The sequence below is a fragment of the Archangium violaceum Cb vi76 genome (assembly GCF_000733295.1).
GTDB lineage: Bacteria > Myxococcota > Myxococcia > Myxococcales > Myxococcaceae > Archangium > Archangium violaceum.
This window is the reverse complement of record NZ_JPMI01000378.1, coordinates 84,839-108,823: the sequence shown is the minus strand read 5'-3', so window position 1 is coordinate 108,823 and position 23,985 is coordinate 84,839. Positions and strand designations below refer to the sequence as shown.

The following is a 23,985-nucleotide window of genomic DNA, read 5'->3' as shown; positions in this document are numbered from 1 at the left end:
AGGGCCGACAGACCCGGCACGTCTTCCATGGGCATCCGGCCCGCCACGTGCTGTCTTCCGGCCCCTGGATGAACGACCTCGCCCACCTGCGCACCGCCCTCGAGTCCGCCCGCGACGCCCTCCCGCCCCCCGAGCGCTTCCCCACGGCCACCGACGCGGACACCGCCCGCCGTCTCCTCGAGCGGCTGCGGCGCGACCTGCTGCCCCGCCTGGGCGGCGCGGATGCGCCCCTGCTGCTGGTGGCCATCGCCGGGCCCAACAACGTGGGCAAGTCCACCCTCTTCAACTCGCTGGTGGGCACGCACCTGTCCCCGGCCCGCCCCGAGGGAGGCCTCACCAAGCAGTGCCTCGCCGCCGCGCACCCGGACACCTGGACGGGCTCGCTCAAGGACTTCCTCACGAGCCGCTACGACATCGTCCCCGTGGCCTCGGGCGAGGCCGCGCCGGTGGACCAGCCGGGGCCCGCCGGGCGCCTCTACCTCGTGCTCGCCGAGGCCGTGCCCCGGGGGCTGGTGGTGATGGACACACCGGACTTCGACAGCGTCTACCGCGACAACCGCGAGCGCGCCGAGGCCCTGCTCGTCACCGTGGACGTGCTCGTCTTCGTCGTCAGCCGGCAGACGTACCAGAACGCCGCGCTGGTGGACTTCCTGCGCGCCGCCGTGGGCCATGGGCGCCCCTACCTCCTCGTCTACAACGAGGCCACGCGCGAGGAGGTGGCGCGCGGACACCTGGAGAAGCTGGCCTCGGACGTGGGCCACCCGCCCCTGGCGCGCTACCTCGCCCCGCACCAGCCGGAGGTGGAGGCCGGGGAGAAGCCGCTCGCCACGAACCCGCTGGACGCGGCCCCCGCGCTCACCGCGCTGCTGGGCGAGGCCGAGCACGCCCACGCCCTCAAGGCCCGGGCCCTGGCCGCCTCGCTGCGGGACGCGCGCGCGGAGATGGAGCAACTGGCCCGGGCCGCCACCACCGCCGCCCATGAGCCGGAGCGGCTGCGCCAGCGGCTGCGCCACGAGCTGCTCGGAGTGGGCCGTCACGCGGCCCTCAAGGCGGTGCCCGCGGACGTGCTGGTGGAGGCCTTCCGCGACGAGCTGGACGCGCGCAGCGCCTTCCACCGCTACGTGCGCCTGCCCTTCCGGGGACTGGCCACCGCCCTCACCTTCCTCTCGCGCCAGGTGCGCCGCTCCTTCACCGGCCCCGAACCCACCCCGGCCCCCGCGGGCCAGCTCACCGAGGACACCCTGCGCGATGGCGTGCGGCGCCTGGTGGAACTCTTCGCTCCCGAGGTGGCCGCCTGGCATGGAGATGCCCGGACGCGCGAGCTGCTCTCCGAGTCCTTCGGCCCGCCCACCCTGGCCCGCCTGGAGGAGCCCCTGGGCTTCGAGGCGATTCAGGCCCATACCGCCGACCGCGAGAGCCTCTACGCCTTCTGCCGGGGACTCGTGGGCACCGAGCTGCAGGGCGGCCTGCGCGAGGAGGTGCTGCAGACGCTCACCACGCTCGTCTACTCGGTGCCCTCCGGGGCCGCCGCGGTGGTGACGGTGGCCACCGGCGGCCTCGGCCATGACGCCGTCATCTGGGCCGGAACGCTCCTGTCCACGCCCCTGCTGGAGCGCTTCGTGGACGCGCTGGGCGCGAACATCCGCGAGCGCCTCACCCAGAAGTGGGCCGACGCCCATGGCGCCACCCTCGCCCAGGCCCTGGAGCGGCGCTTCTTCCCCGCGCTCCTCGAGCACCTGGACACCCAGGTTTCCGACTGGGCGCGCACCGCCTCCACCTTGTCCGAGACGACCTGCCGGATCTCCTCGTGAGGACCCGCCGCAGGAGCCCTCCCTTGCCCTTGAAGCGGAGCCCCCGCCCGGAGGAGGCATGGAGCGCAGGTGGTGATGGTCGCGGAGCACGTCCGGGCCCAGCCGACCCGCGAGCAGAAGGCCGCTCTCTCGGCCATCCTCGCCGCCGGGCCCGGCACCATCGGCGCGGTGCTGGTGACGCGCGAGGGCCTCCCCACGTCATCGCCACCGTGCGCAGCACCGAGGAGTACCTGGAGCTGGCCGGCTCGGGCCAACTCCCCCATGACCACCGCGTCTACCTGCCTGACACGACCTCGTGGATCTCCTCCTGAACGCCCACCGTGTCAGACCCCTCGTGCACAGTGTGTCCAACCGCATCTCGCGGACCACAAGAGGAGGGTGGGAGCACTTCGCACATGGTTTTCCCGAATCGAGACGGGGTCGGTCACAGGGAAGGAAGGCGGCACGCGCTGGCCTTCGCGGGAAACAGGTCAGAACAGGGTGACTTCAAAAATAGGGTTGAAGAAATGACCTTTGCAGTCCTGTTCAGACAACCTGATGCGTCGTATTCCGCCTTACCTACACTGTAGGGTGGGTTCAGGTATGGACAAGAAACTGGCGAAGACGATTGGGGAGGCCGCCCGTACGGCCCGGCTGCGCGCGCAGCTCACCCAGGCGGATGTAGCGGAGATGGTCGACCTGGTGACCGAGGTGTACGGCCGTATCGAGCGTGGCGGCATGGTGCCGAGCGTTCCGACGCTGTTGCGGCTGTGCCGCGCGCTGAGGATTTCGGCGGACGAGTTGTTGGGGCTGGCCGGGCCGGATGGGTCGTTGCGGCTCGCCGACCCGCCGAGCGAGCAGGGCGAGAAGCCCGAGGTGAGGGCGGTGCTGCGCGTGCTGCGTCAGCTCGACTCCGGGCAGATCAAGCTGCTGGGGCGGCTCGCGGTGGCGCTCAAGAAGGAGTAGGCCGCCCGCCGCTGGAGGCGTACCGGGAGCCGGGGTAGAGTCGAGTCCCCCCTTATAGTGACCCCGGCCTTCAACTTGACCGCAGAAGTAGGCCGGGGGATGCTCGATATCCCCCCGTGCACCTACATCCCTTCCGAAGAATGACCCCCCCTGGTGGTGGCACTGCTGGTGACGCTGGCTGGGGTGGCACATGCCGATCTGCTTCCCGCCGTGGTTGTCACAGGGGATCCAGTGGCGGCCTCGCCCACACAACCCGGAACCGGGTTGTGCGTGGCATCGAGAGTCTCGACGGACCCAGGAGCCGATTTCGACCAGAGCCTCTCGGGCTTCAACGGAAGGCTGAACTCCTTCCTGGAGACGCCGCCCGACACCCTCAATCCCAACGCCCGCGTCTCGTCGGTGCTTCGGACGTTGTTCGACCTCTCGAACAACAACACCTCCGGGCTGAGGCTGAGCTACGGCGACTACGAGGGCGTGGTGACGGAATGCCCGAGCGGCGGCTGTGACTTCTTCGGCGTGAGCCCTTCGGCCGCCTTCGGTAGCCGACTGCGCGGCTACCTGAACGTCACTGCGGACATGGTGGACCAGCCCATCCACTTCGGGTTCTACGCCGACGATGCGGTGTCGCTCTCCATCTATGACCGGAGCAACCGCAGCTATGCCGTCATCAACCGGCCGCCACGGCTGGGCTTCGCGACCTACCGCACGACTAATAGCGTCACCTTCAAGAAGCCGGGCCTCTACCCCGTCGAGGTGCTCTACGCTGAAGTGGGTGAGCACGCGGCGCTGGAGATGGCGATCTTCGTCGGGCCATTCAGCGATTTCGAGAGACCGGCGAACGAGGCGCCTGTCATCAAGCTGCAGGCAGCGAACTTCACCCTGGCCAGGCCCAGCGCCTTCTACCAGACCGAAAGCGGACGCCCGTCCTACCCGGATCCGGCGCAATGCGCGCAGTGCAATCGCCAGTACGCGAACACCGCGGGCAACAACGGCTGCGACCCGGGCTACTACTGCAACGGAGCAGCGCTCTGCGCTCCCTGTGACTCCTCCGTCTTCTGCGGCCCCAGCTGCTCTCCGTGCGGTGCGTCCACCCCGCTCTGCCTCAACCGCAACGGCACGTTCACCTGCGCCCAGTGCGAGAATGACTCGCAGTGCCCCAACGGCCGCTGCGACCTGGCCACCAACCAGTGCCGGGGCTGCAAGACCGACGCGCACTGCCCCAAGGGTGAATTCTGCGGCGCCGACAACGAGTGCCACGAGTGCGTCACCAACGAGCACTGCCCTCGCGGAGAGACCTGCGCCGACAACACCTGCCAGCCCTGCTCCACCAACGACAGTTGCGCGGGCACCTCCTGCAACTGCTGCCCCGGCGGCCTCAAGTGCGCCGCTTCCGCCCCTGGCGCCTCGCCCAGCTGCGTGGAGTGCACCAACGACTCGGACTGCTCCGACGGCAAGAAGTGCGACATCGCCAACGGCCGCTGCGTGGAGCAGCTCGCCGAGTGCAACACCTCGGAGCGCTGCGGCTCCCAGTGCGTCAAGTGCCCCTCGGACCGGCCCTACTGCATGGACGGCCAGGTGTGCGTCGAGTGCCGCTCGGACCTCGAGTGCGGTGAGGGCAGGTTCTGCGTCAGTGGCGAGTGCGCCTCGTGCACCACGGACAAGCGCTGCGGTGAGCGCTGCGAGTCCTGCCCCGGCGAGCAGCCCTTCTGCCTCACGGACGGCACCAGCCGGGGCAGCTCCTGCGTGGGCTGCCGGGAGAACGCCGACTGCGGCCCGGGCGGCACGTGCGACCCCACCACGCGCACCTGCTCCGCCTCCACCTGCTCGGTGAGCTGCACCGAGGACACCGTGTGCTACGGCAACGCCTGCGTCCAGTGCTTCGCCGACGCCCACTGCCCCTGCGGCGGTACCTGCGACACCGCCCTCAACGTCTGCACCACCTCCTGCAACGACAGCGACGACTGCCTCGGCGTCCAGCACTGCTCGGCCAACACCCAGCAGTGTGAGCGCGGCCGGCGCATGCCCGGCACAGAGCCCCAGGGTGGTGGCTTCTGCTGCGGCACCACCGCGGACAGCAACCCCGGCGGCCTCGCCCTGCTGGTCCTCCTGGCCGCCTTCCTCGCCCTCCGCTCGCGAGGCTCCGCGTGAAGCATTCCGCCCCCATCGCCCTCGGACTCGCCCTGGGGCTCGCCACCTCCGGGCCCGCGTATGCCCAGGACTCCCGCTTCGACGTCCAGGCCTTCCGCCCCGTCGGCGCTCCCCGGGACCTGGTCATCGTCAGTCAGTCCCGCCCCATGGGGGATACGGAGTTGGACAAGAGCATCGCCGTCTCCGGTGGTGCTTTCTTCAACCTCGCGTTGGATCCGCTGATGCTCGTCGCCGCGGGCACGAAGTCCAAGGCCGTGAGCGTGGTGGGCAACCGCCTCCAGCTCGATGCCATGGCCACCGTGGGACTCTTCGGCTGGGTCGAGCTCGGCGTGGACATGCCCCTGGTGCTCGCCCAGGCCGGAGACAACCTGGAGGCCATCGGCACCGAGGGCTTCATCCAGTCCTTCACGCCCGGAGACCTGCGCTTCAATGGCAAGGTGGCCGTCCCCGGTCTGCGCCGCAACAAGCCCGAGGACGCGGGGTTCGGTGCGGCGCTCACCTTCGGCGTGGGCTTCCCCACCGGTCTCCAGGAGGCCTTCGCCGGTGACGGTGATTTCTCCGGCAACCTCGGCGTCGTCCTGGACTACCGCTTCGAATCGGGCGCCCTGCTGGCCCTCAACGCCGGCACGTGGCTGCGCCCGGACTACGAGTTCGCCGGCGTGCAGTGGGGCAGCTCCGCCACCTTTGGTATCGGCGCCGAGCTCCCCCTCATCCGCGGCTGGGGCATCAACGCCGTGGGCATGCTCTCCGGCAGCACGCCCCTGAAGAAGCTCCCGGAGGACCCCCGGCAGATTCCCGCCGAGCTGCTCGTCGGTCTGCGCTGGTACAACACCGCGCTCGGCCTCCACCTCACCGTGGGCGGTGGCGGCGGCTGCGGCTGCTCACTGACGGCGCCCACCCTGCGCGTCTTCACCTCCCTCCTCTGGGCCCCTGGCCCCGAGACGGCGGCGATCAAGCGCTACATGGATCCTCCGGAGCCGCCCGTGGACCCCGATGAAGACTCCGTCATCGGCGAGGGCGATCGCTGCCCGTCCATCCCTGGCCCCGTGGAGAACGGGGGCTGCCCCGATACGGACCAGGACAGCGATGGGTTGGTGGACCGGCTCGACCGCTGCCCCGACTCGCCCGGTCTCGAGGACAACGGGGGCTGCCCCGACCCGGACCAGGACCACGATGGCGTGGCGGACCGGCTCGACCGCTGCCCCACCCACCCGCAGGGGCCGAAGGGCCGCGAGGGCTGCCCGCTCACGCGCATCGACGGGAACAAGCTCGTCATCCTCGACCAGGTGCACTTCGCCACGGACCAGGACGTCATCCTCCCCGAGTCCTTCCCCATCCTCGAGGAGGTGGCCGATCAGCTGCTCAAGCGCCTGGAAATCCAGCGCGTGCTCGTCGAGGCCCACACGGACGCGCGCGCCACGGACGCGTACAACTACGACCTGTCGCGCCGCCGCGCCGCCAGCGTGATGAACTTCCTGCTCGACAGCGGCATCGCCGTGGAGCGCCTGTGCTCGGCGGGCTTCGGCCGCAGCCGCCCGGTGGCCGCCAACGACTCCGAGTCGAACATGGCCCTCAACCGCCGGGTCGAGTTCACCATCATGCCCCCCGTCGAGGGGTCGGTGATGCCGCCCTGCCCGCAGGATCCCGCCACCGAGCAGGCCCTGACTCCCGTCAAGCCGACCAAGGGCAGGAAGTAGCAGCGCATGGCCCCCTCCCCCAGAGGGAGAGGGGCGCCGCGCAGGGAGAGGGGACGCCGCGAGTTGCTCAGCGCCGGGCCGTCTTGACCTCGAAGACGACCTCGGCGGCGGCCTTGCGCCTGCCAGCCGTGGCCGTCACCACCGTGCGCCCCGGCCCCACCGCCGTCACCTGCCCGGTGGGCGTCACCGTCGCCACCGACCAGTCCGAGCTGAACCAGGTAACGGGCACGTCGCTGAGCGACACGCCCCGGTTGTTGAACGTCTTGGCGCGCAACTGCTGCCTCTGTCCCACCTTCGCGAAGATCAGGTGCGTGGGCTCCACCTCCACCCGCGCGAAGTCCGAGCGCACCACCTGCACCTGCAGGTTGCGGCTCAGCGGAGGCACCGTCGCGGTGATGGTGGCCCGCCCGGGCGCCACGCCCACCAGCCGCCCCTTCTCCACCCGCGCCACCGTGGGATCACTCGTCGTCCACCGCGGCGGCACGTCCACCAGCGGCTTGCCCAGCTCGTTCTTCACCACCGCGGAGATGGCGATGGAGTTGCCCGCCAGCAGGAAGTCCGCCCCATCCACCCGGATGTCCACCAGGCTCGGGATGGACACCTGCACCTCCACCGAGGCCCGGGCCTTTCCAGCCGCGGCGGAGATCTTCGCCTTGCCGGACTTGCGCGCCACCACCACCCCGTTCTCCACCGAGGCCACCTCCGGCGCCGAGCTCACCCACCGCAACTTCGGGTTCTCCACCGGCTGGCCCTCTCCATCGAGCGCGACCGCCTGCAGCACCACGGATTCCCCATGGGCATGCAGCGGCCGGTCCTCCGGCATGGCGAGGGTGAGCGACTCGGGCGCGGAACGGCAGGCGCCGAGCAGCAGGGCGGACGACAGGAGCAGCGAGCGGGTGAACGTCGAGGTCTTCAAGGCGGTAAGGGGGGCCTGCGGGCGGACGAGCGTGCCACTCGAACAGCGGCGCTCAGGAGTGTATTTCGATACGGCCCGTCCGCGATGATTTGCAAGCGCGCCCGTCCGCCTGGCTGCCCTTTTCCGCCGGGTAGCCAACGCTGGAATGCACATCATGGAGGAGGAGGTTCGAGCCAGGGGGGACACCGGCCTTGATCCACAACGTCTTCGCGCTGCTTTCCGTCCTGCCGGCACGCCCTCGCCGGGCAGCCGTGCGCACACTGATGGACACCGTCTGGCACCTCCGCACCACCGAGGAGGTCCTCGGACGGGAGAACCTCCCCTCCCAGCCCAGCCTTTTCATCTGCAACCATCTGTCCAACGCGGATGGATTCACGCTCGACCGGGCCCTGCGGCCCCGGAAGGTGTACTTCCTGGCCGGTATCAAACTGCAGGGTACCGTGATGACCCGGCTCGGCACCGAGGCCGTGGACACCATCTCCATCCGCCCCAACTCCTCGGACATCGAGCCCATCAAGCGCGCCGTGGAGACGCTCAAGGAGGGCCACTCCGTCCTCATCTTCCCCGAGGGCGGCCGCAGCCGGACGGGCGCCCTCACCCAGGCCAAGAAGGGCGCCTCCCTCATCGCCCGCCGGGCCGGTGTCCCCATCGTCCCCGTGGCCCTCACCGGGACGGAAAAGTTCATGCCCATCGATGACCGGGACATGGGCCGGGAGCAGGTGCGCCGCGCCCACCTCACCGTCCGCTTCGGCAGGCCCTTCCTCCTGGACGAGCTCGAGGCCGAGGCCACCGGCGCCGAGGACCCGCGCCAGGCCCTCACCGACGCGATGATGCGGCGCGTGGCCAGGTTGCTTCCCCCGGAGTACCGCGGCGTCTACGCCGACCCCGCCCCCGAGGCCCGGGACGCGGCCCCCGTGGCGAGGCCCCCGGCGACGCACGCTCCCTCCGAGCCCGGCCGCTGAGCCCTCACTCCCCGGCGTGCCATTGCAGCCGGCTCGACGCCCCCCCCGGCGCCAGGCTCAGGGGCGGCAGGTAGAGCCCCAACCGCTCACGGCTCCACCACGTCCCCGTGCGCCGGTGCGTCTCCGGGTCCGTCATCCGGTAGTCGTACAAAGTGGCACGGATGTAGCGCGGCGGGTGCTCGGGGAAGGGATTGACGGCGAGCAGCTTCCCCACGTCCGGAGCGCCCTCGAGCAGGCGCAGCATGAAGGCGAGCAGCCAGATGGGCGGCGAGCCCAGCGCCGCGAACCACATCTGCCAGTCCAACCGCGGCTGATGGGGGGCCACCTGCCTCGGGGGCCGCTCCGGGTCGCTCACCTTGTAGCGGAAGGTGTACTCGTGCCACGTCTCGCCGTCGTCGGAGCCCTCGATGGCGATCTCCGGCCGGCGCACCGTCATCACCGCGAAGAGGCCATAGGGGTTCACCGCACGCAGCGGACGCGCCCGCCTCTCCAACTCCTCCAGCCATCGCGGCGCCTCGCGCGGACGGTGGAAGCGGGCCAGGATTTCATTCGCCCCCAGGACGAGGAAGGGCGCCGCGGGGAGCCAGGCCCCCAGGGTGCGCCACCAGGGCCTCGGCCTCGCGGGCGGAGGGGCCGGCAGGAAGCGCCGCAGGGACGCATCGTCCAGCAGCCACAGGCCGAGCACCAACGACTGCACGTTGAAGAACCCATAGTTGCCGGTGGCGATGATGACGCCCTGCAGCGCGGAGAAGAGCCAGAAGCCCAGGAGCCGCAACCGCCTCGGCGCGAAGACGAGGAAGGGCGCCACCGTCTCCAGCGCCAGCACCGCCGCCGTGGAGAAGCGCCGCACCGGGGGCGGCAGGTGGTGCGCGTACCAACCACCGCGCGTGGGGAGGGGCGCCGTCTCGTAGTAGTAGTCGCACGCGGTGAGCTTGCGCCACGTCTCGTCGCCGGACTTCAGCTTGGACACTCCAGAGCCGAAGTAGAGGCGGAAGACGAGCGCCCGCCACAGCGCCACCTGCGCCGCGGTGGGCTCGTACCGGCCCGGCCCGGGTCGCGGACCCACCGGTGCCGTGAGCATGCCGAGCAGCCCCATCTCCAGCAGCAGCGCGTCCCACTGGAACGAGAGGAAGTCCCGTCCCAGCGAGACATAGGAGAGGTAGAGGGCCCACAGCGCCGTCAGCGAGGCCTGGGGCGCCACACCCGCCATCACCGCCAGCGACAGCACCTGGCCGGCGCGCAGGCCCCGCACCAGCGTCTTGTCGGACGCATCCAGCCACAACAACGAGGGGTACCAGAGGTACCGCTCGTACCCCATCGACACCATCCGGGGAGAGGACGTCAAATCCTTCACGGGCAGGATGCCGCGCGAGCCATAGAGCCCCCGCACCTGCCGCGCCAACGAGGAGAAGGCGATGAGGTAGATGCCGCCCAGGGCCCGGAAGAACACCTGGCGCACGAGCCGGTGATGCGGTGGCGCCACCGAGCGCTCGACGAGCCCGCCGAGGAGCGCACCTCTCCCTCTCCGCCCCCGCCTGCCCGGCCGCCGGGCGGGTAGAGAGCGGAGCATCCGGAAGAACGCCTTGGCGCCCTGGGGGCGGACAGCACGCATGGGGCTCCCCTCCTGCTTTCGTCAAAGCTGGGAGCACCGGAAGGCCCATGCTCGCGAGGCCCAACCCCTCGCCCCGGAAGGGCCCGAGCGGCCGGGCCTCCACGCGCCGTGTCCGCGGGTGCCTAGCTTTGCCGCATGAGCGAGCCCAAGGAACGAGCCCACCGGACGGTGCAGGTGCTTCCCGGCATCCACCGCTGGAGCGTCAAGGATGACCGCATTGGCGGCATGGAGAGCGAGGCCTACGCCGTGGTGGCCGAGGACGGCGCCGTCACCCTCATCGACCCATTGCCCATCGACGACAAGGCGCTGCGCAAGCTGGGCCGGGTGGAGGCCATCGTCCTCACCGCCGGCAACCACCAACGCGCCGCCTGGTACTTCCGCAAGCTCTTCGGCGCTCCCGTGTGGGCCCCCCAGGAGGCCTACGGCCTGGAGGACGCTCCGGATGCCACCTACGGCGCTGGTGACAACATTCCCGGCGGCCTCGTGGCCTACCACACCCCCGGCCCCGTCGAGTCCATGTACGCCCTGTGGATGGAGCGGCCCCGGAGCGTCATCTTCCTCTCGGACCTCCTCACCCACTTCGACAACGGCACGCCGCGCTTCGTGGAGAGCCAATACCAGGACGAGCCCGGCCGCACCCGGCTGAGCATCCGGCGCATCCTCGATCACCTGCCCGTCGAGGTGCTCTGCTTCGCCCACGGACGCCCCATCCTCCAGAACGGCGCGTCCGCGCTCCGGCGCGCCCTGGACGAGGACACCGAGGCCCCCGCCCCACCCGAGCCCCGCTGAGCCGGCGCTACTTCGTCACCGCGTCCAGCCGGCAGCTCATCGCCAGCGAGAGCACCACCTCGTCCACCGACACCGGCGCCTGCTTCACCGCGCCCGGAGGCTCGCAGCCGACGAGTTGCAGCGGGGCGCGCTCGGACTGCGCCTGGGAGACGAAGCCCCGGGCGCGCTCCACCCAGCGCTTCACCAGCTCGTCCCGGCGCGCCTCCGGCTCCCGCACCTGCGCCACCGGAAAGCCGAACGACGCCCGCAGGCCCGTGTTCGCCTTCTCCGCCGCTGCCGCCTCCTGACTCCCCACCTTCACCAGCGTGGCCACCAGCACCGTGCGGCTCCAGAAGTCCTGCGCCTCGGGAAGCGCCACCTCCAGCACCCCGTGTGCCATCACCTCGTTTCCGGCCATCCGCTTACCCGACCCCAGGCCCACCTCCTTCATCTTCACCGCCACCTCCACCTTCGAGGCCTCGGTCGCCGCGCGCACGTACCGCTCCACCGCCGCCTTCAGCTTCGGCACCGCCTGCTCCAGCGACTCCGACTCCTGCCCGAAGGCGAAGGACACGCGCAGCACGTCCGGCCGCACCGTCAGGCCCTCCTCCTCCCCCGGGATGGCGTGAACCGGGTCGGAGTCGTACGAGCTGGCCACGGCACTCGAGACCGACGAGCGGCCACACGAGGTCCAGAGACAGACGAGCACCACGCAGCCAGGGACGACGAGGGGACGCCATTTCATGAGCGGACTCTCCAGGGGAATGTGCCGCGCAGCTTGCCAGCAGGTAGGCTCGCCGTCCGCTATGTCCCTCTCCTATAAAGCTCCCTCCCTGCATGAGCCCGCTCCCATCCGCGCCGAGCTCGTCGTGCGGCCGGATTTCCTGCGCGTCTCCTTCTCCGTCTCGCTCGATACCGAGGGCATCGACCAGGCCCTGCCCCTCCTGCGGCGCGCGTGCGAGCAGCTCCAGCGCCGCGCCCGCGAGGCCACCGGCGCCGAGGTGACGCTCCGGCCGAGGGACACGCGCTTCAACCGCTCGGCCCCGAAGAAGCTGTCGCTCCCCGAGGACGAGGATCGGACCTTCGTCGCCGTGGATGGGCTCCTGGTGGTTGCCCTCCCCGCCGAGCTGGATTTCTGGGCGCGCGGCTCCCGCGTGGGCGCGCTGGTGCGCGTGTGCCACGAGGTGGAGCGCGACAGCCGCGAGATGAAGAAACAGCCCCGCTTCGGCTTCGGCTCCGTGGAGGCCTTCGTCTCACAGCCCGAGGCCCACCGCGCGGAGTTGCTCCGCCGCTTCGTCGAGCGCGCCCGGGAGCTGGCCTCGGCCCTGGGCTCGGCCGAGGCGCCACTTCAGGTGGTGGACTGCGCTCCCGCCGGCGCCGTGGAGCAGACGCCCGTGTCCCTCGAGGAGGTGGGCCTGTCACTCCAGGTGCAGTGCCGGTTGGATGTGGTGCGCGAGGGAAGCGCCTGATTCACGCGGCGGCGGTCGCGGTGCCAGGGCCTTCCACGGGGAGCTCGAGCACCACCTCCGCCCCAGGCCCCCGCACGTCCGCGACCCAGGCCCGGCCTCCGTGGCGCTTCGCCACCTCCTGAACCACCGCCAGCCCCAACCCCGTCCCCGCTCCCTTCGGCTCCACCCGGTGGAAGGGTTGAAAGACGGACTCCCGGTGCTCGGCTGGAATGCCAGGGCCCTGGTCCCTGACCGACAACCTCCACCGCTCGCCCTCGCGCTCCAGCCGCACGGCGATCTCCGTCCCCTTCGGCGCGTACCGCAGCGCGTTGGCCAGCAGGTTGTCCACCGCCTGCCTCACCGAGGACGCATGGAAGAGGCAGGGTGCTGGCTCGGGCCCCTCCACCGTCACCCAGACGCCCCGCCCCTCGGCCTCGGCACGCGCCGCCGCCGTCGCGTCCTCCACCACCTCGCGCAAGTCTCCCGCTCGCACCTCCCAGCCCCCTCGTCCGAACGAGGCCAGGTCCAGCAGGTTGCCCGCCAGCGCGCTCAGCCGCTCCACCTCGCGCCGCGTCTCCTCCAGCGCCTCGCGCAGCGACCGCGCGTCCCGCTCCTTCCACAACGCCAGGTCCAGGCTCGTGCGCATCAGCGCCAACGGCGTGCGCAGCTCGTGCGCCGCCCGGGCGATGAGCTGCTCCTGCGCCTCCCGCGCCTCGTTGAGCCGCGCCGAGGCCTCGTGCAGCGCCCCCTCCACCTCCGACACCTCGTCTCCCCGCCGCCCCTCCGCCAGCCCCCCGGGAAGCACGCCCTCGCGCAGCCGGCCGATGAGCCCCCGGAGTTGCTCCAACCGCCCGGCCAGCCACCGCGCCTGCCACGTCTGCAGGCCGAAGAGCACCACGCCCAGCAACACCGCCACCGCCAACGTCACCCCATGGAAGGCCCGCACCGCCGAGTCCTGCTGCGCCAGCGACGCCGACAGCCTCAGCGTGTACACCCCGCCCGCGGGAGCCCGGACGCCCAGGGTGAGCTGCCGCAGCCGTGCTCCATCCTCGCCTCGCACCGTCTCGAAGCGCGGCGGCTCTCCCGGCGGATGCGGTGCGGGAGCCGGCCCATGCACCCCCTCGGCCGAGGACGGATAGGACACCAGCCGCTGGCCTTCCGGCGCGAACAGCTCGGCCGCCGGCGCGAAGGGTCGCACCTCCTTTTCCAGCGGTGAGCTCAACATGTGCAGGTGCGGCTGGCCTCCCGGCCCGTCGAAGAGACTCACCGACTCCACCGCCGCCTGCGCGAGCAACGCCCGGTCCACCGAGCGCGCCAGCCACGCCTCGAAGAACTCCGCCGCGAGCGTCAGCGTCAGCAGGATGCCCACCATGGGCACCAGCGCGCCCAGCAGCCACAGCCGTGTCGACAGCCTCACCCGTGTCCCTCCACCACCAGCCGGAAGCCCACTCCGCGCACGGACTGGATGGACACGCCCGGCTCCACCTCCAGCTTCTTCAACTTCCCGCGCAGGTAGCCCACGTACACGTCCACGATGTTGGGCGGCCCGTCGAAGCTGTCACCCCACACGTGGCTGAGCAGCGAGGAGCGCGCCAGCACCTCGCCCGCGTGGCTCGCCAGCTCGGCGAAGAGCGCGAACTCCCGCCCCGTGAGCACCTGCTCCCTGTCCCCATGCCGCAGCACCCGCCGCCGCGAGTCCAACACCAGCGGACCCACCTGCTGCGCCGGCCCCTGTGCGTCACCCCGGCGGTGCAGCGCCTCCAGCCGCGCCAGCAACTCCTCGAAGGCGAAGGGCTTCACCAGGTAGTCGTCCGCCCCCGCGCGCAGCCCCACCACCTTCTCGCCCACCGTGCCGCGCGCGGTGAGCATCAACACCGGTGTGCGCAGCCCCTGCTCGCGCCAGCGCCTGAGCACCGCCACCCCGTCGAGGTCCGGCAGGTTCCAGTCCAGCAGCACGGTGTCGTAGGCGATCTGCAGCGCCTGCTCCAGCGCGTCCTCGCCCCGCTGACACACGTCCACCTGGTGTCCCGCCTCCGTCAAGCCCCGCTGCAGCAGCCGGGCCATCTTCTCCTCGTCCTCGACGAGCAGCAGCTTCATGCGCGTGCCCCTTCACCCGGCTCGTCAGCGTCGCCTACCGCCCTCCCCATTCCAAGCGGTAACGGTGTGGCGGGTGGAGGCCGCCCGGGATTGGCGGCCAGCACCCCGGGCGGGCGAGCCGGCGTCACTGACACATGTCCGTCTCGAGCTTCACCCGGACGGTCTCCGTCCACGGCGAGGCGAGCAGGTTGGGCCGGCACTTCCAATAGGGGCCATTGCGCACGCACCACAAGCCGCACGGGCCCAGCGGCACCACGCCGCACAGCGGCAGGTTGTCGCAGAGCCGCTGCTCGAACAGCGGCAGTCCCAACAGGCTGCACGACTGGGGCAGCAGCGACTCCCAGCAGACGAACACGTTGAAGGCGGGCAGGATGCCCAGCAGGGGCGTGGTGGACGAGAACAAGTCGCCGAAGACGGTCGACTCCTCGATGGAGTACTCCGCGTCGAAGGAGGCGTTGCGCTCGATGGAGGGAGCGGGCCCCTCGAGGAGGATGGGCACGGGCCTCCCGTAGTAGTTCAGCCGCTGCACCATGCACGCCGTCACGTACCGGCGGCCCTCGGTGTTCAGCACGTTGTTGCTCCATGAGGGCGCGAGCCCCCACCAGCCCGTGTAGCGCTCGCCCGTCACGGGATCGATCACGGACTGCTCCCGGGTGAGGGCACACTCGACGGCGGAGCGGAGCGCGTGCCGGCAGGACTCGGAGACCTGGCTCAGCGGGATGTCCGGCAGGAAGCCCGCGCCCTGATCGAGGGCCGCACCGCCCAGGTTCCGGAGCGCCTGCTGCGTGCCATGGGCCCAGAAACAGGCGGGACTCGTGCCATTCAGCCCCTTGGGCGGGTCACGATCTTCATTCGCCACATCCACCGCCTGTCCGAGGGTCGCGAACCGGGAGTCCTCCTCGACTCCTCCGCATCCCGCCAGACCTGTCAGCAGGACAAGGGTGAACGACAGACGTGTGAAATGGAGCTGCATGGGACCCCCCCGGTTTCGCTCGGACATCGAGCGTTTGCATATAGGTACCCGTATCCAGCGGGATTTCAAAGATGGCTGGAGTTACATTTTTCGCCAGGATGTCTTGAATTCATCGAACGGAGCGGCTGGCCTCGTTCGAGAGGCGTTGGCACTCCCGGGACAGGAGCGGGCTCAGCTCGACCGCGGCCTCGCAGGTCTGCCTGGCGCGCTTCACGTCCACCTCGGCCACCTTTCGCAGCGCGTCCCGCGCCTTCTCCAGGGCGTGCTCCGGCGCCCTCCCCAGGTGCCGCTCGTTCTCGGCTTCGAGGAGATGGCACAGGAGCAATTCCTTGAGCAGCCGGAAGTCCGTCGGCGCTTCGCCGGCGAGGACGCGGCTCACCTCGGCCGCGGCCACCAACGACGGACGAGGATCCCGTCCGAGCACGAAATCGTGGTGGGCGTGGAGCCGATGCGCACGCACCTTCCACAGGGCCACGACCGACGGGCTGGAGTGCAGGTGCTCGAGCCGGGTCACCGCGTAGGAGAACGCGAGGAGCGCCCGCGGTGCCTCGCGCCTTCGAGCGATCTCCGCTTCGAGCCGGACCTTGGCGGCCTCCAGCAGGCCCCCCACCGGTAACGCGAATCCCGGGTCGAGCGACAGGGCCTCTTCGTACTGCCAGGCCGCCTTGTCCAACAGCGGCGCCGCCTCCCGTCCCAACGCGATGGCCCTCCTGGCCTCCTCGAGATACGCCTCCCCCAGCTCGTTGTGGGCCCAGGTGAAGCCCGGCTCCAGGGAGAGGACCTCCTGATAGGCCGCGATGGCCGGCTCCATGGAGGCCTCGCGGCCCGACATATAGAGGAGCGAGGTCCGAAGGAAGAGGGCCTGGGCCACCGCGTAGTGGGCCAGCACCTCCCGGGGGCGCGCCCGCCGTCCCAGCTCGGCGGCCTCGAGCGCCTCCTCCACCAGCGAGAGCGGGACCTCCGAGCCACTGCCAGTGCGCACATGCACCCGCGCCAGGAGCACGAGCGCCCGCCGCACCAGGGGCTCTCCCTCCCGCGAGCTCGCTCGCACCGCGCTGTCACACTCCGCCAGGGCGGCCTCGAAGGACGGGCCGGGCGGCAGATCTTTCGAGGCGTCCGCCCACCCCATCTTCTCCCAGAGCTCGCACTGCGCCAGGTGGATGGAGGGATCGCTGCGGCCCATCTCCGCCGCCTCCCGGTAGGCCTCCGCCGCCCGCTCGAAGTAGCCCTTCATCTTCTCGTAGTCGAACGCCGCGTCATGCCGGTACTTGCTCCCCTCGGCGTACAGCGCGTCCCCCTCCAGCTTCTTCGGCTCGTACATCCACGGCGCCTTGGTGAAGGCCTCCCGCGCCTTGGCGATGGCCTCCTCGTGCCGGCCCTCGTACAGGGCGATCAACCCCTCCGCGTACTCGGGCACCTCGAGCCTTGCCCCCATTGCCGCCCGCAGGTGGCGGAGCGCGGGCTCGCGCAGCTCCTGGTCGAGCTGCGCCACCTTCTTCTGCCGCTCCCCCGGGTGGGTGATGCGCCGGGTGTCCTCCAGGGCTCTCCGGTAGAGCTCACCGAGCGCTCGCCCCAGCGCGTACTCGAGGTTCGCCGACGAGTACCCCGCCGCGAGCGCCTGCTCCAGATGCGCCCGGGCCCGCGCGGGCTCACCGAGCGCGAGCTGTCCCAGCCCGAGCGCGTAGTGCCGGGGGCCCGTTCCCGTCTCGCCCGGCGCGCCCAGGTTCCGGGAGATCTCCTCGAGCCGGGCGTGCACCACGTCCCGCTCCCGCTCCACATCGTGCAGCGGCAGCCCGTACGCCGCACGGAGGAACAGCTCCATCTCCTTCACGCTCTCGCCCAGCTCCTGCGCCAGCCGCGCCTGCTCCGCCGCCTGCCGCCGTGCACCCACCCAGACAGCCCCCAGCCCGAGCACGCCCACCAGGAGCGCCCCCATCACTCCCGTGAGCAGCTTGTGCCTGTGGGCCTTCTTCCGGAGACGCTGACCCCAGGAGGTGCGCTTCGCCTGGATGCGCTCGCCCTCCAGGACACGCCCCAACTCCTCCGCGAGCGCCCTCGCCGACTCGTAGCGGCGCTCCGGCTCCCGCTCCAGGCACTTCATCACGACGGTTTCGAGGTCCTTCGAGATGCCCGGCTTCACCTGCCCCAACGGCGGCGGATCCTCCGTCGCCGATATCATGAGCAGCTTCCACGGCTGCTCCGAGACGAAGGGCGGCCTCCCGGCGATCACGTCGTAGAGCGTCGCTCCCAGCGAATACACATCCGAGCGGCGGTCCAACCGGTGCACGTCCCCATTGGCCTGCTCTGGCGACATATAGGCCGGCGTCCCGAGCACCTCGCCCGTCTGGGTCTGTCCCCGCTCCGCGACCTCTCTCGCCAGGCCGAAGTCCACCACGTACGGCTTCCACGTGCCGTCCTCTCTCCGCTCCACGAGGATGTTTCCCGGCTTGAGGTCCCGGTGAATCAATCCCTCCCGGTGCGCCTCGTGCACCGCCGTGGCCACCTGCTGAATCAGCGTCACCTGCTGCTCGAGCGTCAGGCGCCCGCGCATGCGCGACAGCGGAGCCCCGTCGATGTACTGCATGACGATGTACGGCTCGCCATCCGCCATCCCCGCCTCGAACACGCCGCACACGTGCTCGTGCTGGATGCGCGCCTGGACCCGGGCTTCCGAGATGAGCCTCCGGCACAGCGACGGCTCGCCGTTCTTGAGCAGCTTGAGCGCGATGGGTCGGCCGAGCCGCGGATCCACCGCCCGGTAGACAGTCCCCATCGCGCCTTCGCCGGCGAGCTGGATGTCCTCGAACCGCTCGGCGAGGGAAGGAGGGATCCTCCTCCGCGCCGGAGATGACTCCGCCTCCCCTTTCCTCGAAACCGCATCGAGTCCGGGAGCGGCCTGACTGTTCTTGGGCTGCATGGCGCTTCCCCCCGCGGACATTCTCCGTCCGCCTCCGTCCGTCAGGAGGGCCCCCCCGCCAGGGACCGCGCTCGATGGCGATCAGGTCAACAATCGCCCTCTGAAAATCCCTTGAACTCCCCACTGATTTTACAATCAAATTGTATTTTCATGTGGGATACCGTCCCCTAAACGGGTTTTTCAGGCCGGCGGCGGATGCTTCCGGGCCAGCGCCCGCCGCACCCCGGAGGCTTCACGCGGTGGCTTCCCGAGGGCCCTCCGGGTGGAGCTCAGCGCTCCCGGCCGTCCCCGTGCGCGCTCCCGCGAACCACGGGTAGAGCGACGGGAGGATGACGAGCGTCAGCAGCGTGGACGTCACCAGGCCCCCCACCACCACGGTGGCCAGCGGGCGCTGCACCTCGGCGCCCACCCCGGTGGCCAGCATCATCGGCACGAAGCCCAGCGCCGCCACCAGCGCCGTCATCAGCACCGGCCGCGAGCGCTCCTGGGCCGCCAGCAGCACCGCCTCCTTCACCGGCAGGCCGCTCGCCTCGTGGTGCAGCAGCCTCGACATCAGCACCACGCCGTTGAGCACCGCGATGCCCGACAGGGCGATGAAGCCGATGGCCGCGGAGATGGACACCGGCATTCCCCGCAGCATGAGCGCCACCACGCCTCCCACGCACGCGAAGGGCACGTTGGTGAAGATGATGAGGGCCGGACGCAGGCGCTGGAAGGTCAGCCAGAGCACGGCCACGATGAGCACCAGCACCGCGGGGATGACGAGCGAGAGCCGCCGCGCCGCCTCCCTCAGCGTCTCGTACTGGCCGCCCCATTCCAGGCGGTAACCGTCCGGCAGGCGGACCGTGGAGGCCACCCTCGCCCGCGCATGCTCCACCACCGTGCCCAGGTCCGCGCCGCGCACGTTGAAGCCCACCACCAGCCGGCGCTGTCCGTCCTGCCGGCTCACCAGGCCGGGCGTGGAGACGAGCTTCACCTCCGCCACCCGCGACAGCGGCACCGTGCCGCCGGAAGCCGCCGGCAGCGGCAATTCCGCCAGCGAGAAGGCCCCCTCGGCGCCCGACAACCGCAGCAGGATGGGAATCCGCACCGCCCCGTCATACGTGGCCCCCACCTCCAACCCGGTGCGCACCGCCTGCACCGCCTCCAGCACCTCGCGCACGCTGAAGCCCACGCGAGCCGCCTCCAGCGGGCGCGGCACCACCTCCAGCATCGACACCTCCGGCGGAGCCAGCACCCGCACGTCCGCCGCCCCGGGCTCCCGGCCCACCTCCGCCGCCACCTGCTCGGCCAGCCGCCGCAGCTCGCCCAGGTCCTCCCCGTACACGCTCACCGCCACGTCCGTCACCGAGCCCCCCAGCAGCTCGTTGAAGCGCATTTGAATGGGCTGCGTGAAGGACGGCTCACTGCCCGGGGCCCGCGCCTCCAGCACGGCCGCCATCTCCTCGATGAGCGCCTCGCGGGTGAGGCCCGGCCGCCATTGCGCATGCGGCTTCAACTGGATGAAGACGTCCGCCTGCTCCAGGCCCATGATGTCGGTGGCCACCGCCGGGCTGCCCACGCGCGACACCACCTGCGTCACCTCGGGGATGTGCTCGAGCAGCACCGCCTCCAGGTGCTCCGCCTCGCGCGCCGCCGCCTCCAGGCTGATGTCCGCCGTGCGCGTCGTCTGCACCACCATGTCCCCCTCGTCCAGCTGCGGGGCGAACTCGCTGCCCGCGCGCAGGAAGAGGCCCACGCCCAGCGCGAGCAGCACCGCCGCCGCGAGCGCCACCCGGCGCGGGTGGTGCACCATGTGGTTCAACACCGGCCGGTACACCGTGTCGAAGAAGCGCACCAGCAGGGGCGGATGCTCGGGCACGTCCTGGGGGCGCAGCACCAGGCTGGCCATCGCCGGAATGAAGGTGAGCGACAGCACCAGCGAGGTGGCCAGCGCCAGCATCACCGTCACCGCCATGGGGCGGAACATCTTCCCGTCCACCCCACTGAGCGCCAGGATGGGCACGTAGACGAGCAGGATGATGAGCACCGAGAAGAACACCGGCCGCGCCACCGAGCCCGTCACCCGAGACACCTTCTCGCGCCACTCGCCCCGGCCCGCCCGCTCGTGCCCCACGTGGTGGAAGACGGCCTCCACCATCACCACCGCGCCGTCCACCAGCAGGCCGAAGTCGATGGCCCCCAGGCTCATCAGGTTGCCCGGAATCCCCAGCAGCACCATGCCCACCGCCGCCCCCAGCATGGACAGCGGAATCGCCGAGGCCACCACCAGCCCCGCCCGGAGGCTGCCCAACAGCAGGAAGAGCACCCCCATCACCAGCAGGCCTCCCTCCAGCAGGTTCTTCGCCACCGTGCGCAGCGTGCCGCGCACCAGCGTGCTCCGGTCGTACACCTCGTCCACCCGCACGTCCCCGGGGAGCGCCTCGCGCACCTGCCCCATCCGCGCGTGCAGGCCCTCCAGCACGTCCAGCGCGTTGGCCCCGCGCAGCATCTGCACCATCACGTACACCGTCTCGCCCCGGCCGTTGGACGTCGCCGTGCCGATGCGCGGCAGGGCACCCGGCACCACCTCGGCCACGTCCGCGAGCCGCACCGTCCGGCCGTCCGCGCCCCGCACCACCGCGCCGCCCAGCTCGCTCGGGCCGGGGGGACGCGCCACCGCGCGCACCAGCACCTGCCGGTCTCCCGTCACGAGGCTCGCCCCGGGCGCGCTGCCCGACACGTCCTCCAGCGCCCGCCGCAGCTCCTCCAGCGTCAGCCCCCGCTGCGCCAGCTTCACCGGATCCGCGCGCACCTCCAGCGTGCGCTGCTGCCCTCCCCAGTTGTTCACCTCCACCACGCCCGGCACTCCGCGCAGCAGCGGCGCCACCCGCAGCTCCGCCAGCTCCAGCAGCTCCGCCTCCGTGCGCTGGGACGAGCTGACGGTGAAGTGGAAGATTTCGCCCAGGCCTCCCGTGAGGGGTCCCAGCTCCGGCGCCTCCACGCCCGGGGGCAGCCCGCCCGCCAGCGCATTCAACCGCTCCTGCACCAGTTGGCGCGCGCGGTACGGGTCCACGCCGTCCCCGAAGACGGCCGTCACCGAGGAGATGCCGTAGCGCGACAGGCTGCGGTGCTCCTCGAGCCCCGGCACGCCGCCGAGCCCCGTCTCCACCGGCCGCGTCACCAGCCGCTCCACCTCCTCGGGCGTCATGCCCGGAGCGCGGGTGAGCACCAGCACCTGGTTGGTGGTGATGTCCGGCAGCGCGTCCAGCTCCATCCTCGCCGCCACCACCGAGGCCAGCACGGCGAACAGCGCCGTGAGCCCCAACGTCCAACCGCGGTGCTTCACCGAGCCACGTACCAGTCGCTCCATCATCACCCCTGCCCTCCCGAGACCGGCACGCTCGCCGCGTCGGCCGCCACCGAGTCCGACTCCTTCAACGGCCCGAGCACCAGCGCGTCCGCGCCGGACTGCCCCACCACCTTCACCGGCTGGCGGCGGTGGCCCTCGCCCTCGCGCACCAGCACCGCCACCTCACGGCCCTCCAGCAACAGGGCCCGCGCGGGCACCACCTTCACCTCCGGCAGCCCGTCCGCCCTCACCCGCAGCGTGCCCTGCAGGCCCGAGGGCAGGGAGCGCGCCGGCTCGGGCTCGAACCACGCGGCCAGGGTGCCATCCCTCACGTCCACCGAGGGCGCACGCCCCACCAGCCGCACCGGCACGGCCCCGAGGCCCGGCGCGGAGAACTCGAAGGCGGTGTCCTCCGGCAACGTGAGCGAGAGCCGGGCCTCCAGCCGCGCGGGACCCTCGCCCGCCACGCGCACCAGCGGCGCCGAGCCCCCCTCGTGCGTCTGCCCCAGCACCGCGTCCACCACGGTGACGACGCCGTCCACCGGGCTGCGCAGCGCCACCGAGCCCCGCTGCGCCACCCCGGCCGCCGCCGAGCCCTCCAGCCCCGCCACCTTCAACAGCGCCCGCGCGCCCTGCTGCGCCGCGCGGGCCTCGGCCAGATTCGCCTCGGCCTCGGCCAGCTCGAAGACGCGGGCCATGCCCTGCTCCTGGAGCGCCTTCAATTGCGCCGTGCGACGCTCATGGGCCTCGCGGCGCAGGGAAGCGGCCGCGTACTCACCGGCGGCCCGCACCACCTCGGGCATGAGCACCTCGACGAGCACCTCGCCCTTGCGCACCTTCTGGCCGGGCCTCACGGCGATGCGGGTGACACTCCCCTTGAAGGGCAGGCCGAGCGCCGCGGCGCCCTCGGGGTGGGGAAGCACGAGGGCGGGGGCCTCCGTGAGGGGAACGCCCCGGGGAGGACGCGGGTGCACCCAGGCGGTGCGCGCGCTGGAGCGCGCGGGCGGAGGCGCCGCGGCCGGAGCGGGAGGCGAGGAGCAGCCGAGGGCCGCGCCCAGCAGGAGGACGGAGGAGAGGAGCGCGGAACGGCTCATGGCGTGGAGACTCCGGAGAGAGCGTCGAGGAAGAAGCGGGCCCTCACGCGCGCCCAGGTCTCCCCGGCGCGGGCGTGGCCCAGACGGATGCGGGCGGCGGCCAGCGCACGGCGCGCCAGCACCACCTCGGGGACGGTGGAGTCCCCGGATTGGAAGAGGAGCTCGCGCAGCCGGGCGGCCTCCTCGGCGGAGGGCAGCAGCGCTCCCCGCAGCGCCGCCAGCACCTCGCGCGAGTGCTCCACCTCATGGAGGGCGAGGGCCAGTCCGGCGGCGGCGCGGTGGCCGGCGTCACGGGCCTCGCCCTCGAGGCGCTCGGCGGAGGCCAGCAACGTGCCCCGGTCCCGCTCTCCGCGCTCGAAGAGGGACGGCGTGAGCGTCAGCGTGAGCGCCCCACCGGCCGCCCCGTCATACTCGCGCAGCCCGGCGACGCCCACCTGCAGCAGGGTGCCTCGGGAGGAGTGGGCCTCGGCCGCGCGTGCCCGCTCCAGTTGGGCCCCGAGCGTCCGCGCCGCCGCCTCCGGCAATTGGGAGGCCCGCGCCACCAGGGGTACCCACTCCGCGTCCGGGGGCAGCTCCACCTCGGGCAGCGCACCGGTGGCCTGGAGGGGGCGCGAGGGGTCCCCGCCGAGCAACATCGCCAGCGCCACGCGGCGCTCGGCCACCTGCCCCTCCGCGTCCAGCTCGGCGAGCCGGGCCTCGGCGAGGTACGCACCGGCCTCGGCCAGCTCCAGCTTCGTGGAGGCGCCCAGCTTCGCGGCCCCCTGCACCGCATCGCGAAAGGAAGTGGCCAGCTTCAGCTCGTGCGCGCTCTGGACGATGGCCTGCTCGGCGGCCCAGAGCCGCAACCACGCCTCGGCGATGGCGAGCCGGCGCGAGAGCAGGACGGCGCGGGCCTCGGCGTCGAGCACGGCCTCCTCGGCGCGGACGGCGGTGTTCCGCGCGCCCGCCTGGCCCGAGAGGCTGAAGGTCTGGCTCACGCCCACGCGCAGGTCCGCGCCGCGCTCGTCCGCGCGCTGGCGATAGCCGGGCTCGACGGTGACTTGAGGGTTGAAGACGAAGGGAGAGAGACGCGTGCCTTCCGAGCGGCGGACCTCGGCGGCTCGGGCGGCGCTCTCGGGACCAGGGGTTCGCCCGGCGAGCGCGAGCGCCTCCTCGAAGGTCAGGGGAGAGAGCTCCGGGGGCGAGACGGCCAACACGAGCGCGGCGAGGACGGCAACCATGACGCGCACCGTAAAGGCCGCGCGTCCGGACCGCTTGAGAGGACTC

Annotated in this window: 17 protein-coding genes; 7 read left to right on the top strand and 10 right to left on the bottom strand. The window is 71.6% G+C overall.

What is annotated here, in order from left to right; all coding sequences use genetic code 11:
* Window positions 1–68 precede the first annotated feature (68 nt).
* The 4 genes from Q664_RS46635 (at window position 69) to Q664_RS46620 (ending at window position 6,601) form a co-directional block, all read left to right on the top strand.
* Window positions 69–1,811 carry a GTPase gene (locus Q664_RS46635; protein ID WP_043412378.1) on the top strand — a complete coding sequence of 581 codons (1,743 nt, stop codon included), beginning with the start codon at window positions 69–71 and terminating at the stop codon, window positions 1,809–1,811.
* A 582-nt stretch (window positions 1,812–2,393) separates the two neighbouring features.
* On the top strand, window positions 2,394–2,756 hold the full coding sequence (locus Q664_RS46630; protein WP_043412376.1) for a helix-turn-helix domain-containing protein: 363 nt from the start codon (window positions 2,394–2,396) through the stop codon (window positions 2,754–2,756).
* Window positions 2,757–2,909: 153 nt separating this feature from the next.
* Window positions 2,910–4,904, top strand: a complete 1,995-nt coding sequence (traA, locus tag Q664_RS46625; protein WP_200883871.1) for an outer membrane exchange protein TraA — start codon at window positions 2,910–2,912, stop codon at window positions 4,902–4,904.
* Window positions 4,901–6,601 carry an OmpA family protein gene (locus tag Q664_RS46620; RefSeq protein WP_200883870.1) on the top strand — a complete coding sequence of 567 codons (1,701 nt, stop codon included), beginning with the start codon at window positions 4,901–4,903 and terminating at the stop codon, window positions 6,599–6,601. Before traA ends, Q664_RS46620 begins: the two co-directional genes overlap by 4 nt.
* 67 nt (window positions 6,602–6,668) lie before the next feature.
* Here Q664_RS46620 and Q664_RS46615 read toward each other — a convergent pair whose 3' ends face one another.
* Complete coding sequence (locus Q664_RS46615; RefSeq protein ID WP_043412371.1) at window positions 6,669–7,517, bottom strand: Ig-like domain-containing protein; 849 nt, start codon at window positions 7,515–7,517, stop codon at window positions 6,669–6,671.
* Window positions 7,518–7,708: 191 nt separating this feature from the next.
* Here Q664_RS46615 and Q664_RS46610 point away from each other — a divergent pair, with 191 nt between their 5' ends.
* A complete protein-coding gene (locus tag Q664_RS46610) occupies window positions 7,709–8,479 on the top strand; it encodes a lysophospholipid acyltransferase family protein (protein WP_043412368.1) in 771 nt (256 codons plus the stop codon).
* 4 nt (window positions 8,480–8,483) lie between these two features.
* Here the strand turns inward: Q664_RS46610 and Q664_RS46605 are convergent, their stop codons facing one another.
* Window positions 8,484–10,091 (bottom strand): lipase maturation factor family protein, encoded by a 1,608-nt coding sequence (locus tag Q664_RS46605; protein WP_052519562.1) that lies wholly within the window; start codon window positions 10,089–10,091, stop codon window positions 8,484–8,486.
* Window positions 10,092–10,226: 135 nt separating this feature from the next.
* On the opposite strand from Q664_RS46605, the gene Q664_RS46600 reads away from it, so the two are divergent.
* On the top strand, window positions 10,227–10,880 hold the full coding sequence (locus Q664_RS46600; RefSeq protein WP_043412365.1) for an MBL fold metallo-hydrolase: 654 nt from the start codon (window positions 10,227–10,229) through the stop codon (window positions 10,878–10,880).
* A 7-nt stretch (window positions 10,881–10,887) separates the two neighbouring features.
* Here Q664_RS46600 and Q664_RS46595 read toward each other — a convergent pair whose 3' ends face one another.
* Window positions 10,888–11,604 (bottom strand): hypothetical protein, encoded by a 717-nt coding sequence (locus Q664_RS46595; RefSeq protein WP_043412363.1) that lies wholly within the window; start codon window positions 11,602–11,604, stop codon window positions 10,888–10,890.
* Between the two features lie 61 nt (window positions 11,605–11,665).
* Here Q664_RS46595 and Q664_RS46590 point away from each other — a divergent pair, with 61 nt between their 5' ends.
* A complete protein-coding gene (locus Q664_RS46590; RefSeq protein ID WP_043412361.1) occupies window positions 11,666–12,328 on the top strand; it encodes a hypothetical protein in 663 nt (220 codons plus the stop codon).
* Window position 12,329: 1 nt separating this feature from the next.
* Here the strand turns inward: Q664_RS46590 and Q664_RS46585 are convergent, their stop codons facing one another.
* The 7 genes from Q664_RS46585 to Q664_RS46555 form a co-directional block, all read right to left on the bottom strand.
* Window positions 12,330–13,724, bottom strand: coding sequence for an ATP-binding protein (locus Q664_RS46585; protein WP_043412359.1), 1,395 nt, complete (start codon window positions 13,722–13,724; stop codon window positions 12,330–12,332).
* Window positions 13,721–14,404: a response regulator transcription factor gene (locus Q664_RS46580; protein ID WP_043412357.1), complete on the bottom strand. Its 684-nt coding sequence runs from the start codon at window positions 14,402–14,404 to the stop codon at window positions 13,721–13,723. The genes Q664_RS46585 and Q664_RS46580 overlap by 4 nt, the downstream gene beginning before the upstream one ends.
* A gap of 124 nt (window positions 14,405–14,528) precedes the next feature.
* On the bottom strand, window positions 14,529–15,377 hold the full coding sequence (locus tag Q664_RS46575; protein WP_043412354.1) for a hypothetical protein: 849 nt from the start codon (window positions 15,375–15,377) through the stop codon (window positions 14,529–14,531).
* A gap of 109 nt (window positions 15,378–15,486) precedes the next feature.
* Window positions 15,487–18,294 (bottom strand): serine/threonine-protein kinase, encoded by a 2,808-nt coding sequence (locus Q664_RS46570; RefSeq protein WP_052519561.1) that lies wholly within the window; start codon window positions 18,292–18,294, stop codon window positions 15,487–15,489.
* A gap of 232 nt (window positions 18,295–18,526) precedes the next feature.
* Window positions 18,527–21,649 (bottom strand): efflux RND transporter permease subunit, encoded by a 3,123-nt coding sequence (locus Q664_RS46565; protein WP_043412352.1) that lies wholly within the window; start codon window positions 21,647–21,649, stop codon window positions 18,527–18,529.
* Window positions 21,649–22,719: an efflux RND transporter periplasmic adaptor subunit gene (locus tag Q664_RS46560; protein WP_043412349.1), complete on the bottom strand. Its 1,071-nt coding sequence runs from the start codon at window positions 22,717–22,719 to the stop codon at window positions 21,649–21,651. The genes Q664_RS46565 and Q664_RS46560 overlap by 1 nt, the downstream gene beginning before the upstream one ends.
* On the bottom strand, window positions 22,716–23,939 hold the full coding sequence (locus Q664_RS46555) for a TolC family protein (RefSeq protein ID WP_052519560.1): 1,224 nt from the start codon (window positions 23,937–23,939) through the stop codon (window positions 22,716–22,718). The genes Q664_RS46560 and Q664_RS46555 overlap by 4 nt, the downstream gene beginning before the upstream one ends.
* Between the last annotated feature and the right edge of the window lie 46 nt (window positions 23,940–23,985).

Bases quoted from the DNA above. Each gene is read 5' to 3' on its own strand.
- Q664_RS46635 (WP_043412378.1), top strand. From the start codon at position 69: ATGAACGACCTCGCCCACCTGCGCACCGCCCTCGAGTCCGCCCGCGAC.
- Q664_RS46630 (WP_043412376.1), top strand. From the start codon at position 2,394: ATGGACAAGAAACTGGCGAAGACGATTGGGGAGGCCGCCCGTACGGCC.
- Q664_RS46605 (WP_052519562.1), bottom strand. From the start codon at position 10,091: ATGCGTGCTGTCCGCCCCCAGGGCGCCAAGGCGTTCTTCCGGATGCTC.
- Q664_RS46600 (WP_043412365.1), top strand. From the start codon at position 10,227: ATGAGCGAGCCCAAGGAACGAGCCCACCGGACGGTGCAGGTGCTTCCC.
- Q664_RS46595 (WP_043412363.1), bottom strand. From the start codon at position 11,604: ATGAAATGGCGTCCCCTCGTCGTCCCTGGCTGCGTGGTGCTCGTCTGT.
- Q664_RS46590 (WP_043412361.1), top strand. From the start codon at position 11,666: ATGTCCCTCTCCTATAAAGCTCCCTCCCTGCATGAGCCCGCTCCCATC.
- Q664_RS46580 (WP_043412357.1), bottom strand. From the start codon at position 14,404: ATGAAGCTGCTGCTCGTCGAGGACGAGGAGAAGATGGCCCGGCTGCTG.
- Q664_RS46575 (WP_043412354.1), bottom strand. From the start codon at position 15,377: ATGCAGCTCCATTTCACACGTCTGTCGTTCACCCTTGTCCTGCTGACA.
- Q664_RS46570 (WP_052519561.1), bottom strand. From the start codon at position 18,294: ATGCAGCCCAAGAACAGTCAGGCCGCTCCCGGACTCGATGCGGTTTCG.
- Q664_RS46565 (WP_043412352.1), bottom strand. From the start codon at position 21,649: ATGATGGAGCGACTGGTACGTGGCTCGGTGAAGCACCGCGGTTGGACG.
- Q664_RS46560 (WP_043412349.1), bottom strand. From the start codon at position 22,719: ATGAGCCGTTCCGCGCTCCTCTCCTCCGTCCTCCTGCTGGGCGCGGCC.
- Q664_RS46555 (WP_052519560.1), bottom strand. From the start codon at position 23,939: ATGGTTGCCGTCCTCGCCGCGCTCGTGTTGGCCGTCTCGCCCCCGGAG.